16 protein-coding genes and 1 tRNA gene are annotated in these 14,863 nt (G+C 67.5%); 8 read left to right on the top strand and 9 right to left on the bottom strand.

What is annotated here, in order from left to right:
* Window positions 1-33: 33 nt before the first annotated feature.
* Complete coding sequence (locus tag ACNPNP_RS07895; protein ID WP_448965503.1) at window positions 34-861, bottom strand: undecaprenyl-diphosphate phosphatase; 828 nt, start codon at window positions 859-861, stop codon at window positions 34-36.
* A 28-nt stretch (window positions 862-889) separates the two neighbouring features.
* A complete protein-coding gene (locus ACNPNP_RS07890; protein WP_448965502.1) occupies window positions 890-2,185 on the bottom strand; it encodes a M20/M25/M40 family metallo-hydrolase in 1,296 nt (431 codons plus the stop codon).
* A 110-nt stretch (window positions 2,186-2,295) separates the two neighbouring features.
* Here ACNPNP_RS07890 and ACNPNP_RS07885 point away from each other — a divergent pair.
* Window positions 2,296-2,378: transfer RNA gene (locus ACNPNP_RS07885), tRNA-Leu, on the top strand.
* A gap of 68 nt (window positions 2,379-2,446) precedes the next feature.
* Here the strand turns inward: ACNPNP_RS07885 and ACNPNP_RS07880 are convergent.
* From ACNPNP_RS07880 to ACNPNP_RS07870, 3 genes are all read right to left on the bottom strand, one after another.
* Window positions 2,447-3,748, bottom strand: a complete 1,302-nt coding sequence (locus ACNPNP_RS07880) for an MFS transporter (RefSeq protein WP_448965501.1) — start codon at window positions 3,746-3,748, stop codon at window positions 2,447-2,449.
* Between the two features lie 32 nt (window positions 3,749-3,780).
* Window positions 3,781-4,878, bottom strand: coding sequence for a VIT1/CCC1 transporter family protein (locus tag ACNPNP_RS07875; protein WP_448965500.1), 1,098 nt, complete (start codon window positions 4,876-4,878; stop codon window positions 3,781-3,783).
* Between the two features lie 146 nt (window positions 4,879-5,024).
* A complete protein-coding gene (locus ACNPNP_RS07870) occupies window positions 5,025-6,767 on the bottom strand; it encodes a DEAD/DEAH box helicase (protein ID WP_448965499.1) in 1,743 nt (580 codons plus the stop codon).
* 115 nt (window positions 6,768-6,882) lie between these two features.
* On the opposite strand from ACNPNP_RS07870, the gene ACNPNP_RS07865 reads away from it, so the two are divergent.
* The 5 genes from ACNPNP_RS07865 to ACNPNP_RS07845 all read left to right on the top strand — a co-directional run bounded on the left by ACNPNP_RS07865 (window position 6,883) and on the right by ACNPNP_RS07845 (window position 10,384).
* A complete protein-coding gene (locus ACNPNP_RS07865) occupies window positions 6,883-7,710 on the top strand; it encodes an SGNH/GDSL hydrolase family protein (protein WP_448965498.1) in 828 nt (275 codons plus the stop codon).
* A 183-nt stretch (window positions 7,711-7,893) separates the two neighbouring features.
* A complete protein-coding gene (locus tag ACNPNP_RS07860; protein WP_448965497.1) occupies window positions 7,894-8,514 on the top strand; it encodes a hypothetical protein in 621 nt (206 codons plus the stop codon).
* 33 nt (window positions 8,515-8,547) lie between these two features.
* Window positions 8,548-8,682 (top strand): hypothetical protein, encoded by a 135-nt coding sequence (locus ACNPNP_RS07855; RefSeq protein WP_448965496.1) that lies wholly within the window; start codon window positions 8,548-8,550, stop codon window positions 8,680-8,682.
* On the top strand, window positions 8,670-9,752 hold the full coding sequence (locus tag ACNPNP_RS07850; RefSeq protein ID WP_448965495.1) for an endonuclease/exonuclease/phosphatase family protein: 1,083 nt from the start codon (window positions 8,670-8,672) through the stop codon (window positions 9,750-9,752). The genes ACNPNP_RS07855 and ACNPNP_RS07850 overlap by 13 nt, the downstream gene beginning before the upstream one ends.
* Window positions 9,753-9,799: 47 nt before the next feature.
* Complete coding sequence (locus ACNPNP_RS07845; RefSeq protein ID WP_448965494.1) at window positions 9,800-10,384, top strand: hypothetical protein; 585 nt, start codon at window positions 9,800-9,802, stop codon at window positions 10,382-10,384.
* A gap of 41 nt (window positions 10,385-10,425) precedes the next feature.
* On the opposite strand, the gene ACNPNP_RS07840 is transcribed toward ACNPNP_RS07845, so the two are convergent.
* Window positions 10,426-11,313: a TrmH family RNA methyltransferase gene (locus ACNPNP_RS07840; RefSeq protein ID WP_448965493.1), complete on the bottom strand. Its 888-nt coding sequence runs from the start codon at window positions 11,311-11,313 to the stop codon at window positions 10,426-10,428.
* An 84-nt stretch (window positions 11,314-11,397) separates the two neighbouring features.
* Here ACNPNP_RS07840 and ACNPNP_RS07835 point away from each other — a divergent pair, with 84 nt between their 5' ends.
* Together ACNPNP_RS07835 and ACNPNP_RS07830 are read left to right on the top strand one after the other, a co-directional pair.
* Window positions 11,398-12,237 carry a Sir2 family NAD-dependent protein deacetylase gene (locus tag ACNPNP_RS07835; RefSeq protein WP_448965492.1) on the top strand — a complete coding sequence of 280 codons (840 nt, stop codon included), beginning with the start codon at window positions 11,398-11,400 and terminating at the stop codon, window positions 12,235-12,237.
* A complete protein-coding gene (locus tag ACNPNP_RS07830) occupies window positions 12,234-12,818 on the top strand; it encodes a histidine phosphatase family protein (protein ID WP_448965491.1) in 585 nt (194 codons plus the stop codon). Before ACNPNP_RS07835 ends, ACNPNP_RS07830 begins: the two co-directional genes overlap by 4 nt.
* Before the next feature lie 9 nt (window positions 12,819-12,827).
* Here the strand turns inward: ACNPNP_RS07830 and ACNPNP_RS07825 are convergent, their stop codons facing one another.
* The 3 genes from ACNPNP_RS07825 to ACNPNP_RS07815 form a co-directional block, all read right to left on the bottom strand.
* Window positions 12,828-13,637, bottom strand: a complete 810-nt coding sequence (locus tag ACNPNP_RS07825) for an HpcH/HpaI aldolase/citrate lyase family protein (protein ID WP_448965490.1) — start codon at window positions 13,635-13,637, stop codon at window positions 12,828-12,830.
* Window positions 13,627-14,112 (bottom strand): MaoC family dehydratase, encoded by a 486-nt coding sequence (locus ACNPNP_RS07820; protein ID WP_448965489.1) that lies wholly within the window; start codon window positions 14,110-14,112, stop codon window positions 13,627-13,629. The genes ACNPNP_RS07825 and ACNPNP_RS07820 overlap by 11 nt, the downstream gene beginning before the upstream one ends.
* A 9-nt stretch (window positions 14,113-14,121) precedes the next feature.
* Window positions 14,122-14,863: acyl-CoA dehydrogenase family protein (locus ACNPNP_RS07815; protein ID WP_448965488.1), on the bottom strand; the 742-nt coding region annotated here is incomplete at its 5' end.

The raw sequence follows: 14,863 nt of genomic DNA, 5'->3' as shown, positions 1-14,863 counted from the left end.
CCGCCGGGGCGACGCCCCGGGCGACCACAAGCGCTAGCCCGAGATCACGCCCATGCTCAGCAGCACCAGCAGCGTGATGCCGAGCAGGATGCGGTAGATCACGAACGGCAGGAAGCTGCGCTTGGAGATCCAGCTCATGAAGAAGGCGATGACGCCGAGTGCGACGACGAAGGCGATCCCCGTCGCCGCGACCGTCTCGCCGAGGGAGAAGTACTGATCCGGGGCATCCCAGCTCTTGAACAGCTGGAAGAAGCCGCTGCCGAACACGGCGGGGATGGCGAGCAGGAACGCGTAGCGGGCCGCAGCGGCGCGCTCGTATCCGAGGAACAATCCCATCGTGATCGTTCCGCCGGAGCGCGAGACGCCGGGGATGAGTGCGAGCGCCTGGGCGAATCCGAACAGGATGCCGTGCGGATACGTGATCTGGTCGAGCTTGCGGCGCTTCGCGCCGACGTAGTCCGCGATCCCGAGCAGGACACCGAAGACGATCAGCATGATCGCCACGATCCACATCGATCGCAGCACCGTCTCGATCTGGTCCTGGAACAGCAGCCCGAGCACGACGATCGGGATGCTGCCGATGATGATCAGCCACCCCATCCTGGCGTCAGGGTCGTTGCGGGGAAGTGAGCCAGTCAACGAGCGGAACCAGTGACCGATGATGCGCGTGATGTCGCGCCAGAAGAACACCACGACGGCCGCCTCGGTACCGATCTGGGTGATCGCGGTGAACGCGGCCCCCGGGTCCTCTCCGGAGCCGGTGAAGGTGCCCACGATGCGCAAGTGGGCGCTGGAGGAGATCGGCAGGAACTCTGTGAGCCCCTGGATGACGCCGAGGAACAGCGCTTCGAGCAGGTGCATGGATGGCCTTCTGATTCAGGGGCGCGCGTCAGTATGTGCGCAGGAGACCGGTCAGAACCTGCTGACCGAAGACAAGTGATTCTATGGGGACACGCTCGTCGACACCGTGGAACATCCCGGTGAAGTCGAGATCCGCCGGCAGACGGAGCGGTGCAAAACCATACCCCGTGATGCTGAGCGTGGAGAGCGCCTTGTTGTCGGTGCCCGCGCCGAGGAGATACGGGATCACCGGCACGCCGGGGTCGTGAACGGCGAGGCTGTGCACCATCGCCTCCACCAGCGCCCCTTCGAACGGCGTCTCCATGCCGATGTCGCGCACGACGGTCTCGATGAGGATGTCCTCGCCGACGATCTGCTGCAGCTCCGCGAGCACCTCGTCCTCGGTGCCGGGCAGCACGCGCACATCGATCAGCGCCTCGGCGCGCTCGGGGATCACATTGTGCTTGTAACCGGCGGTGAGTGCCGTCGGGTTGGTCGTCGTGCGGAAGGTCGAGCTCAGGAAGGCTTCAGCAGGACCGGATGCCGCGGCGAGGGCATCCGGATCGTCGACGGGGCGACCGGTGAGCTCGCCGAGACCCTGCAGCAGAGCTCGTGTCGTCGACGTGAGCCGGATCGGCCACCGGGTGCGTCCGATCGCGGCGACGGCCTCGGCGAGCTTGACCACGGCGTTGTCGTCATGAAGGCGGCTGCCGTGACCCGCGCGCCCCTTGGCGATGAGGCGGATCCAGATCAGTGCCTTCTCCCCCACCTGCAACAGGTATGCACGACGATCGTCCACCGTGATGGAGTAGCCGCCGACCTCGCTGATGGCCTCCGTCGCACCCGCGAACCATTCGGGGCGGTCCTTCACGACGAGAGCCGAACCCTCGACGCCGCCGTTCTCCTCGTCGGCGAAGAACACCAGTACGAGATCGCGTTCCGGTTGCTGCCCCGACCGCAGGATGTCCGCGACCGACGTGAGGATCATGGCGTCCATGTTCTTCATGTCCACGGCACCGCGGCCCCACAGCATCCCGTCGCGCACCTCCCCCGCGAACGGATCGACGCTCCAGTCCTCGGCCATGGCCGGTACCACGTCGAGATGGCCGTGCACCACGAGGGCGGGTTTGCTCCGATCGCGACCGGCGACGCGCGCCATGACGTTGGTGCGCCGTGGGATCGGCTCGTAGTACTCGGGCGTCAGGCCGAGGCTCTCCAGATACGCGCCGACGTACTCGGCCGCTTCACGCTCTCCCTTGGCATTGCCCCCGCCGAAATTCGAGGTGTCGATCCGGATCAGGTCACGCGCGACGCGGACGACCTCGGGCAGTTCAGCGTCAGACATGCCCTCAGGCTATCGAACGGCTGCGGCACGCCCGAGGTGCGCCCCGGTTCGTCGGCACCTGCGAGATCTGGTAACGTTTCTCTTCGGTCGGCAACGACTTTTCATCACCTGCGCGGGTGGCGGAATGGTAGACGCGCTACGTTGAGGTCGTAGTGCCCGTAAGGGCGTGGGGGTTCAAGTCCCCCTCCGCGCACAGATCAGCTCCGGAAGTTCCCTGGTTCGGCCAGGGGCTCCCGGAGCTTCTTCGTTTCCGGCTCGAGATCACGTGTCGAGACTCGCCGCATCGTCATGACGTGCGAGCCGCAGCGGCGAGAACGCGACAACCGCCGCGGCCGCCGCGAAGATCACTGCAGCGGCTCCGAGCGTCAGCGAGTATCCCCAGAAGGTCGCCAGGGCACCGGCGAGCAGCGCGCCGAAGAAGAAGATCGCCCTGTTCATCGTGCGGATGGTCGAGTTCATCCTGCCCTGCATCGCGTCAGGGGCGGCCGCCTGCCGGTACCCCATCTCGTTCGCATCCTCGACACCCATCGAGAGCCCGTGGACGAACTGCGCCGAAGAGATCAACAGTAGGAGCACGACGGGATCGGTCGAGGCGGATACGGGGCTGAGCGCCACTGCTGCCCACGGTACGACGACGAGCATCCGGCCGAGCAGGATCGCACGCCCTGCGCCCATCCGCCGCCCCAGGGCAGGGGCGAGCAGTGCGCCGACGAACCCTCCGACGCCGCCGCAGGCGAGTGCGAGACCGAACGCCCACGGCTCGAGACGCAGTTCACGCAGGACGAAGACGGCGAACACGGTCGCCACGATGCTGTTGCCGAGGAACCAGACGTGCACGGACAGGGCGAGCGGACGCAGCGTGCGATGCCGATACGTGTACCTCATCCCCTCGAGGATGTCGTGGCCGATGTGCCGTCCGTGCGCACGCGCTGACCGTGGAGCTTCGTCGACCGCGATCTGGGACTGGAGAACGGCCGACACGGCGTTCATCGCGGCGTCGAAGGCGAACAGCAACGGCGCACCCAGAAGGTTGAGCATGACGCCGCCCAGCGCCGGCCCGGCCGTACCGGCGACCGTCTCGCTCTGGCCGAGTCTCGCGTTCGCCATCACGAGAGACCCCCGAGGGACGATATGGGGAAGGAACGGCTGAGAGGCGGAGTCGGCGAACAGCGTCAGGATGCCGAGCACCAGGATCACGGCCGCGAGTGACCAGAACCCGAGCGCATCGAGGAGCAGCAGCACGGGGACCGCACCGAGGACGACGGCGCGCCCGATACTCGTGACGACGAGAGCCCGCTGCCGCCGCCATCGATCCATGAGTGCGCCGACGATCAGTCCGAGGAACAGATACGGGACGACGCTCAGTGAGCTCAGCACCCCGATCTCGAACGCGGACGCACCGATCGCGCTCACGATCAGCACCTGGAAGGCGACACCGGCGATGGTGCCGCCGAGGGCGCGCATCGTCGTCGCGCTCCAGAACAGGGCGAAGGCGCGGATCAGCAGCACCTCGCGCGCACGACCGCCGACACTGCGCTCGGGTCGGCCGGCCGCATCGCTCACGCGCCCAGTGTACGGGCGGCTGAGCAGAGGGATCAGACGGCGCCGACGCCGAAGACCAGTCCGAGGAGGTAGGTGATGGCTGCGGCGCCGAACCCGATGGCGAGTTGGCGCAGTGCACGGCGCAGAGGCGGCCCACCGGAAAGGATGCCGACCATCGCCCCGGTCGTCAGCAGTGCGATGCCGACCAGGATGAGGGCGACGATGATGGCGGTCACACCCTCCAGCCCGAAGATCCACGGCAGTACGGGGATGATCGCACCTGATGCGAAGAGCAGGAAACTGGAGATAGCGGCTGTCCAGTCGCTGCCGACGATGTCGTGGTCGGAGCCGGCGTGCGTACGCACCGGTGCCGTGGCCGCACGACGCACGCCCTCCTGCGCGGCGGTGATGATACGACGCGACCGCTCGAGGGCCTCTCCCTCATCGATACCGCGCGCCCGGTACACCAGGGCCAGCTCGTTCACGTCGATGTCGAGATCTCCCGCCGAATGCGCCGCATCGTCGTTGGCCTCCGTGGATGCGAGCAGCTCGCGCTGCGACCGCACCGAGACGAACTCTCCCGCCCCCATCGACAGCGCGCCGGCGAGAAGGCCGGCGATCCCGCTGAACAGCACGAAACTCGAACCGACTCCCGTCGCACCTATGCCGAGTACGAGCGCCAGGTTGCTCACCAGCCCGTCGTTCGCGCCGAACACGGCAGCGCGGAACGATCCGGACAGGCGTCGTCGCCCTCTCGCCGCGAGACCGCGGACGACCTCGTGGTGGATCTTCTCGTCGGCGCGCATGGCCGGTGTCGCGTACTGCTCGGTGTCGTACGGGGAGCGCGCTTCCGCGCTCTGGGCCAGCACGAGGACGAAGATGGACCCGAATCGCCCTGCCATCCAGGCGAGCAGCCGGGAGCGGATACCCGCCTTGGGAAGCCTGCTGGGCTCACCGCCGAGCAGGTCCAGCCAGTGCTGCTCATGGCGACGCTCCGCATCGGCGAGGCTCTGCAGGATGTCCCGCTCCTCCCCCGTCTTGCGCGCCGCGAGCTTCTGATAGACCATCCCCTCGGCGCGCTCCTCCACGAGGTATCGGGCCCAGCGGCGGCGATCGGCCGCGGTCGGCTCGGCGGCAGCAGGCGCTGTCATGGGTCCTCCAGTGCGTGTTCGGGCAGCTTCAACGGTATCCAGACGATGACGCCCGAACTCCCGGAAACCAGGGATTGCCAGCATTTCGGGGCTCCGAACCCGCCGCTGCTCGAGCACGGCTCGGCGGCGCCGGCCGCGCCCTGGTACTACTTGCGCACGCGCTTGCGCAGCACCTCGATGCGCGCCTGCAGTTGCGTCACGGTCGCCTGCGCGACGGCAGGGCCGCCGCAGATGCGGCGCAGTTCGGCGTGCACGGCGCCGTGGGGCTCGCCTGCCTGACGCGCGTACAGCCCCACGAGGCTGTTCAGCAGCTGTCGCTGCTCGCGCATCGTGCGGTGCAGAGGCGGGGGCAGGGTGGTCACCGCCTCCGGGCCGGCTTCCGCCTCCCGTGCCTCACGCAGCTTCGACTGACGCGTCTGACGCTGCATGAGGAGTTCGTGCACATGCTCGGGCTCGAGGAGGCCGGGAATCCCGATGAACTCCTCCTCCTCCGGCGTGCCCGGCTCGGCCAGCTGACCGAACTCCTGCCCTTCGAACACGACGCGATCGAAGTGCGCGAGCGACGAGATCGCCTGGTAACTGAACTCCTGCGTGAGAGCGTCGGAGGCCTCTTCCTCGCGATTCGCGCTCTCCAGGAGGGAGTCGTCGAGGCCGTCATCGTCCTTGCTCTGACGATCCAGGGCGTGATCGCGCTGCTTCTCCAGTTCGTTCGCGAGCCCCATGAGCACCGGCACGTTCGGCAGGAACACGCTCGCCGCCTCGCCGCGCCGTCTGGCGCGGACGAAGCGGCCGATGGCCTGGGCGAAGAACAGCGGTGTCGACGACGACGTCGCATAGACCCCCACGGCGAGGCGGGGCACGTCGACGCCCTCCGACACCATGCGCACCGCCACCATCCACCGGCTGGTGTCGGCGCTGAACTTCTCGATGCGCTCGGAGGCCGCGGCTTCATCGGAGAGCACGACGGTCGGACGCTGACCCGTGAGGCTGTGCAGGATCTTCGCATAGGCGCGTGCGACGGTCTGATCCGTCGCGATCACGAGTCCGCCGGCATCCGGGACATGATGGCGGATCTCGGTGAGGCGTCGGTCGGCAGCGGACAGCACCGCCGGCATCCACTCGCCCTCAGGATCGAGCGCGGTCCGCCACGCCTGCGAGTTGACGTCCTTGGTGTTGTCCTGCCCGAGGTGGGCCTCGAGTTCGTCGCCGGCGCTCGTGCGCCACCGCATCTTCCCCGAATACATGTGGAACAGCACCGGTCGCACGACACCGTCGGCGAGGGCGCGGCCGTAGCCGTACGCGTAGTCGGTCGACGAGACCCGCCCGCCGCTCTCGTCGGGCGCGTACGTGACGAACGGGATCGGCGCGGTGTCGCTGCGGAACGGCGTGCCGGAGAGGGAGAGGCGCCGCTTCGCGGGACCGTAGGCGTCGCGGATCGCATCACCCCAACTGAGCGCATCACCGCCGTGATGCACCTCGTCCAGGATGACGAGGGTCTTCGCGTCCTCGGTCAGATGACGATGCACCGACGACTTCGCGGCGACCTGGGCATAGGTGACGACGACACCGTGGTACTGGCGCGACGGCGCCCAATGACTGTTGCGGAAACGGGGATCGAGACGGATGTGCACACGTGCTGCGGCATCGGCCCACTGCGTCTTCAGATGCTCGGTCGGCGCGACCACGATGATCCGGTTCACCTCGCCCATGCGCAGCAGTTCGACTGCCAGGGTCAGCGCGAAGGTCGTCTTACCTGCACCCGGCGTCGCGGCGACGAGGAAATCGCGCTGATCCCGCTGGAAGTAGATGTCGAGGGCCTCACGCTGCCACGCGCGCAGCTTGTCCGCCGTTCCCCACGGGGCGCGCTGGGGAAAGGACGGAGAGAGCATCGATTCCAGGATAATCGGTGCCGCAGACACTTCTCCCCCGTAACCGCCCCACGACGAAGTAGGCTCGATCACTGCGCGGTCCCAGTTCCCTCCGCGAGGCAGTGAAGGAGTATCCATGGTCGACGAGGAATCGTCCCGAACGCCTTATGTCGCGAACGAGAACCCCCACCCTTGGCGGAGGTTCGTGGCCATCGGCGATTCATTCACCGAAGGCATAGGAGACCCCGACCCGGCGGTGCCGGACGGGCACCGTGGCTGGGCGGATCGCGTCGCCGAAGTGCTCGCGCGGCAGGTCGACGGCTTCGCCTACGCGAACCTCGCGGTGCGCGGCAAGCTCATCGCGCAGATCGTCGCCGACCAGGTCGAGCCCGCCGTCGCGCTGCGACCCGATCTCATCTCGATCTGCGCGGGCGGCAATGACGTCATCCGGCCGGGGACCGATCCGGACATGATCGCGGAGCAGCTCGAGGATGCCGTCGCCCGACTGGCATCGACCGGCGCGGCGATCCTCCTCTTCACCGGCATCGACACGGGCTTCACCCCGGTCTTCCGACGGTTCCGCGGCAAGGTGGCGATCTACAACGAGAACATCCGCGCGATCGCCGAACGGCACGACTGCATCGTGGCCGATCAATGGGCGCTGAAGTCCGTGCAGGACACCCGGTTCTTCGATGACGACAGGTTGCACTTCAACGCGCTCGGCCACCACGAGGTCGCCCGCATGGTGCTGCGCGCGCTCAACGTCCCCAACGACCTTCAGCCCATGCGACCCGAACCGCGTCCGCCCCGCACCTGGCGCGAGGCCCGTGCGGAGGATCTCGGCTGGGCCCGCGAGCATCTGGTGCCGTGGGTGCTGAGGCGGCTTCGGCACCAGTCCTCCGGCGATCTCATCACCGCGAAGCGGCCGGAGCCCGGTCCGATCGTCTTCCCTGACCCCGAGTAGCCGAGACGGGACAGTCCGACAGCGCCCAGAGGGCGACCGTCGCGGCCGAGGCGACCCTCTCCGGCCGGTCCGCCGCATAGTTCACCAAAGGCACCGCGTCATCGTTCAACGCCAGTGCGGTGATCTCGAACCCATATCCGTAGAATTGCCGGTTCATCGAACCGACCAGAAAGCATTGATCAGATGATGGACTCCGCCTCGCACCAGACGCAGTCGCGAGGCTTCACCAGCAGAAGCAGCTACCACTGGAGGCGGATCTGGCGGAGCGCGATCCTGGTGATCCTGGGAGCGCCGCTGTTCGCGCTGGGGCTGTACCTGGTGGCGAACGGCTTGCCTGAGATGTCGGTGCGCAAGGCCGAGATCTGGTTCAGCGGGGGGCCGTTGATTCTCGGAGCCGTAGGTCTGGCTCTTGGTGCCTACGGCTTGATGACCAGCATCCCCGGGGCGATGCGCACCGGCGACGACGCGATCGATCTGGAGCTTGGCGACGTAGGCATCACGGTCCGCGGCGGCCACGTGATCCCGTGGGGTTCGATCAAGGGAGCCACGGAAGTCCGGTATATGAATCAGGCCAAAGTTCGGCTTCTGTGGAGCAGCCGGGATCTGAACCGGGATCTGCTGCTGCGCCTGAAGGAACCGCTGGACGTTCCTGGGGCTGCGTCGAAAGCCGGCAAGCACACGGTTCGAATCAAGCTGCATCGCTATCCTGCCCCCGAGTACCAGAAACCCTTCGCGCAGGTCGTCGCCAAGCTCAGGTCACGCAGGATCCAGGTGGTGGAGACCCGTAAGCACAAGCAGACTTGACTTTGCACAGCCATACGAGGAGGAGAGGCTCCAATGATCGGCGAGTTCTTCAGCATCAGTGAGACGAACATCGGCCACGTGGCCACGCGCGCCGCCCTCAGGCCGATCCCGCAGGATGAGCCCGCCGAGCGGTCGCCGGCAGGCAGCCATCCGACATGGGGCCTGTGACCCGCGTCGCCGAAGCTCCGGAACAGAAACGAGCGTCGGTCGCAAGCAGCACCAGCACCCGTCCGGATCGTGTCGGCCTGATCACCACATTGCTGGTCTGCCTGCCTGTGGCTCTCCTGCTGACCTGGCCGCAGGCTCTCGGCGCGCAGCGCGTTCATGGCGTCGCGCAGCTCATCGCGTTCCGCGCTCCGCTGGCGCTCGCCCTCCTGTGCGTCGCCGTCGTCGCCGCGGCGGTGCTCCTGCTCTTCCGGCGCCGAGCCCGGTTGCCGGCGAGCATCGCCGCAGGTGTCGCAATCGCGACTCTTGTTGCGGCTCTCGGGAACGGCGGAGTGCTTGTCGCCCGGGGAAGCTCAGCGACGGATACAGCAGATCTGATGGACGGCGATCTGACGGTCTTGGTCTGGAATGCCCAGGGCGGAGCCACGTCGCCGGCAGCCGTGGCCGAGCTCGTTCTCGAGGTGCACGCCGATGTCGTGAGCCTGCCGGAGATGGATGAGGATGCTGCTGCCGAGGTCGCGCGCCTGGTGGCCCTCGAGGGCATGCACTTCTCGCCTGCGACCACCCGCGCTGTTGCCGGATCGGTCGAGGAGTCCTGGATCCCGACGTCACTGCTCGTCGCCGATGAGCTCGGCAGCTATGAACTCGACGAGGCTGCAGGATGGACTCCTGGCCTTCCCAGTGGCGTCTGGCGTCCGGTCGATGGAGGCGGACCGTCGATAGTCGCGGCGCACCCGGCACCTCCCCTACCCGAAAGCATGGACGACTGGAACGCAGGCCTGCACTGGATCACCGAGAAATGCAGCACGCTCGGATCCGATGTCATCATCGCTGGCGATTTCAATGCCACGATCGACCACCTGGAGCTCGAGAACTGCCAGGATGCCGCGGCTAAGGCTGGGGCATCCGCTACCGGTACCTGGCCTTCAACGATCCCGGCATGGCTGGCATCTCCGATCGATCGGGTTGTGACCGGTTCTGCTTGGACGGTGCTCGATGCCCGGGTGATGGAGCCTTCGGCTCCCGGCGGCACCGACCACCGTCCCGTCGTCGCGGTGCTCGAGGCGCGATAGCGCGTCTGACAGGGATTCGTCCAGGTTCACGTAGGAGAGTCATCCGCATGACGACGACGCAGTCCGCTCCGCTGTGGGTCGAGCCGGAGCCGGCGACGCGCTCCGAGCGGCTCGTCGCCAACGCCAGTGTCACCTTGATCGGCGTCGCGTCGGCTTTGTCGATCGCGCACTTGTTCATGATGATCACGGGGCTCGTACCGATCAACACCGGTGAGTGGGGCTTCGCTGACATCAGCTACCTGGCGCTGATGGCGCTCCTGTCCGCGATGGTGCTGGTGCACGCGTCGCTCGGCGAGGACGCACTCCGGCCGCGGACGATGATCATGCTGTCCGGCATCATCGGAGGCATCGGAACCGTGATGGCACTCGCCAAAGGCTGGCTCATGCTCTTCGGCTTGCTGTACTCCGAGGAAACATGGCGGGAGTCCGCCATGCTGGCCCTGGTCGTGATGAGCATCGTTCCCTTCGCCCTGCCCTTCGCGAGCGGAATCATCCTCCTCAGAAATGACTTCGAGACCGTAAGGTGGCGCGTTCGCGCTGTGTCCATCGCGGTCGCCGCTGCCGCGTTCATCATCGCTCTCGCAGCACTGATCCCACGATGGGCGCGACTGGCTGAAACGGGCGTCTGGTAGCGGATAGGCGACGTCACGGCCCCGCGTGTCTCCCCGACGTTCTACCTCGTCGCGTAGAACGTCACCGCCGTCGCCGCGGCGACGTTGAGCGAATCGACGCCCCCCATCATGGGAATGGTCACGCGGCGATCGAGAAGGCGGTCGGTTGCCGGCATGATGCCGTCGCCTTCCGTGCCGAACACCAGCGCGAGCTTCTCGTGATCCTCAGCGACCAGCTCGTCGAGGGTGATCGCCCCCTCGCCCAGCGTCATGCCGGCGACCACGTAGCCAGCGGCCCTGAGCTCGTCGATGCCTGCCGGCCACGCCGGAATCCGCGTCCACGGCACCTGGAACACCGTGCCCATGGAGACACGCACCGAGCGTCGGTAGAGCGGGTCCGCGCAGGTCGGCGTCACCAGGACGGCGTCGACACCGAGCGCCGCGGCGTTTCTGAATCCGCTTCCGAGGTTCGCATGATCAGTCAAACCCTCAAGGATGGCGATGCGCGAACGAGTTCCCTTCGGAGGGTGCGAAGTGTGTCCTTCAGGTTCACACACGTTCGCGTGCCCGACCAGATCGTCCCGCGCGAGGTCGGGCTTCGCTGCGCGAAGAACGTCCGCCACGCCAGGCAGTGCGGGACGCTGCATCGACGCCAGCGCACCCCGGTGAACGGCGTAACCGGTCACCCGCTCCGCGACGTCATCGGCCACCACGTACACCGGAGCGTCCTGGCCCGCGAGGGCCTCTTCGACCTGCTCGATCCACCTGCGCTGCGTCAGCACGGATCGCGGGATGTGCCCGGCGTTCACGGCGCGCGCGATCACCTTGACCGACTCGGCGATGTACAGGCCCTCCTCGGGCTCCTTCATGCGTCGCAGCGCCGTGTCGGTGAGACCGCGGTAGTCCGCCAGCCGCGGGTCGTCGCTGTCGTGGATCAGCTCGAGTGGCATGACGACAACTCTGCCACCACCTCGTCACCGTATCCGCACGCGCCCACCCCTCGGGCACGCCGTAGACTCGCTGAGGGAGGTTTCGTGAGCGCGACGATCAGTGCTGAGCTGTCAGCCGGCATCGAGAAGTCAGCCGACCTTCTCAACGGTCGCAGGATCGCCTTTCTCACTGGCGCGGGAATATCGACCGACTCCGGCATCCCCGCCTATCGCGGCGAGGGCGCTCGGACTCGCGCCGACCCGATGACCGGGCAGCGCTACCTCGCGGACGAGGCAGCGCGCCGACGGTACTGGGTCGGCGGCCACCTCGGCTGGCGAGCGTTCGCCCGGGCCGAGCCGAACGCCGGACACATCGCATTGGCCGAGATGGAGCGTGACGGCATCGCTTCCGGCGTGATCACGCAGAACGTCGACGGCCTGCATCTGCGCGCGGGCAGCAGCCGCGTCATCGAGGTGCACGGCACCATGCGCCGGGTCGTCTGCCTGCAGTGCGGACAGGTCTTCGATCGACGCGACATCGCGACGCAGATCGAACAGCTCAACCCCTGGATCACCGTGCCGGAGAACATCGTCCTGAATCCGGATGGCGACGTCGCTCCCGAGAGCACCGAGGATTTCGTGGTTCCGACGTGCACGGTGTGCGGTGGGATGCTGAAGCCGGATGTGGTGTTCTTCGGCGAGTACGTGCCCGCTGACCGCTTCCGCGCTGCCGAGTCGCTGCTGCGCGCCAGCGATGCCCTCATCGTCGCCGGCTCGTCGCTCGTCGTGAACTCGGGCGTGCGGTTGATCGAACGCGCTCGTCGCCGCAGCATCCCGCTCATCATCGTCAATCGAGAACCGACCAGGGCCGATGCCTGGGCGCACGTGACCCTCGCAGGTGGCACGAGCGACGTCCTCCCCGCACTTCAGGAGCTCCTCACGTGACCTTCATCACGCTCGTCCGCCACGGTCAGACCGACTGGAACCTGGACCGCCGGATCCAGGGTTCGACAGACATCCCACTCAATGAGACGGGCCGCGGCCACGCCCGGGATGCCGCCGCGCTCCTCACAGGCACCGCCCACCGTGCGATCTACGCGAGCCCGCTCGTGCGTGCGCACGAGACCGCGCGGATCATCGCCCAGACGATCGGCTTGGCGGAGCCGGAGCTCGTTCCCGATCTTCGTGAGCGCGAGTTCGGCGAGGCGGAGGGAATGCTGGTCGCCGACTACATCGACCGCTACGGGGACTGGCACGCCGACGTCCCCAGGGCTGAGAGCTTCGATCAGGTGGCGCAGCGGGCGATCGGTGCGCTCGACCTCATCGCCCGCGCGTCTCGTCGGCGGTCGGCGCCGATCGCCGAATCGGTGATCGTCGTCGCGCACGGCGGCGTCATCCGCGCCCTGCTCGATCACGCATCCGGAGGCACGATGCCGGCCGTGGGAGTGCCGCTCCCGAACGGCTCGGTGCATCGCTTCGAGGCGGCTCCCGGCGTACTGCGGCTGCTGGAGACCACTCCGGCGTGAGCAGGCGGATCAGCGCCCGGCGCGCATGATCACCGCTCGTGCGTGCCGCAGCACCGGTTCGTCGACCATCTGCCCGCGGAACCTGAAGACGCCGCGCTCCCCCTCGGCCGCTGCGAGCACGGCGTGCGCCCACGATGCGGTCTCCTCATCGGGAAGATACGCGTCCCTGATGATCTGGACCTGACCGGGGTGGATGCACGCCGTCGCACCGAAGCCGGAAGCCACAGCATCCGCGGCCTCCCGTCTCAGACCTTCCGCGTCGTCGATGTCGATGTGCACGGCGTCGATCGCCGTCTTGCCCCTGGCACCGGCTTCCACGAGAACACGTGACCGCGCGTACCGGGCCACGTCCCGGTATCGGCCGCTCGCATCCCTGCTCGATGTCCCGCCGAGGGACGCCACCAGGTCTTCGGCACCCCACATGAGCGCGACCACCCCGGGGTGCTCGGCGAGCCGGTCGGCCGCTGCGATTCCTCGGGCGGTCTCGCAGAGAGCGACCAGTGAGAACCGGTCGTCGAAGGCATCCAGCGCAGAGGGCTCCTCCGCCTTCGCCACCATCACCGTGCGGAACCCGGTCTCCGCCAGCATTGCGAGGTCGCTCGCGAAGTCGCGCGTCCCCGGCGCGTTGACCCGGACGATCACGCGCTGCGGGTCGACTGCTGCGCTGCGCAGGTTGTGGCGCGCAACTTCCTTGTCCGCGGGGGCCACGGCATCCTCGAGATCGAGGATCACCGCATCCGCGCGGGCGAGAGCCTTCTCGAAGCGTTCCGGTCGATCCGCCGGGCAGAACAGCAGCGCGGGTCCGAGCTCAAACGTCATCGTGGTCTCCGTCCGGCAGGCAGTGCACGAGCACCGTCCGTCGAGCCTCAGCGACCACGACGTCGTCCTGGTTGCGCCCGGTGTGGGCGATCGTGCAGATGCCCTGCCCCGGTCGCGACGATGACAGCCGCTTCTCCGTCACGATGCTCTCGGTGTAGAGCGTGTCGCCGGCGAACAGCGGATGCGGGAATGCGATCTCCCCCAACCCGAGCTGCGCGACGAGCGTGCCCTGCGTCAGCTGGGCGACCGAGGCGCCCACCATCGTCGACAGCGTCCACATGGAATTCATCAGCCGCTGCCCGAACTCCTGCTCGCCGGCGAATGCGGCATCCAGATGCAGCGCCTGCGTGTTCATCGTCAGCGTGGTGAAGAGCACGTTGTCGGTCTCGGTCGCCGTGCGACCTGGGCGATGCAGGTAGCGAGCGCCGACCTCGAACTCCTCGAAGTAGAGCCCGCGCTGGAGGATATCGGTCATGCTGCCACGCTATCGGGTGAGCCCCAGCGCCCGCGCGATCACGAGCAGCTGCACCTCGGTCGTCCCCTCGCCGATCTCGAGGATCTTGGAGTCGCGGTAGTGCCGCGCGACCGAGAACTCATTCATGAACCCGTTGCCGCCGAAGATCTGCGTCGCGTCCCTGGCGTTGTCCATCGCCGCGTCTCCCGCCACGAGCTTCGCGATCGCGGATGCCTCGGCGAACGGCTTGCCCGCATCACGGAGCCGTGCGGCATGATGCCACGCCAGACGCGCGGTGTGCACGCGCGCACGCATCCGCGCCAGCGTGAACTGGGCGTTCTGGCGGGTGCTCAGCGCACTGCCGAACACGGTGCGGCTCTTCGCGTACTCGACCGCGTCCTCGAGGCAGCCCTCTGCCGCGCCGGTCGAGAGTGCGGCGATCGCGATGCGTCCTTCGTCGAGGATGCTGAGGAAGTTGCCGAACCCGCGACCCTCCTCGCCGAGCAGGTTCTCCGCTGGAACCCTGACCCCGTCGAACGTGAGCGGGTGCGTGTCGGATGCGCGCCAGCCGACCTTGTCGTACGGGGCCTCCACGGTGAAGCCCGGCGTGCCGTTGGGCACGATGATGGTCGAGATGTCCTTGCGACCGTCGCGGACGCCGGTGACAGCCGTGACCGTCACGAAACGGGTGATCGTGGTTCCCGAGTTCGTGATGAACTGCTTGGTCCCGTCAATGACCCACTCATCGCCTTCGCGACGCGCGGTCGTGCGC

This window comes from Microbacterium xerophyticum, assembly GCF_053543555.1.
Note: the sequence above shows the minus strand (reverse complement) of the source record. Positions and strands in the feature narration are given on the sequence as shown.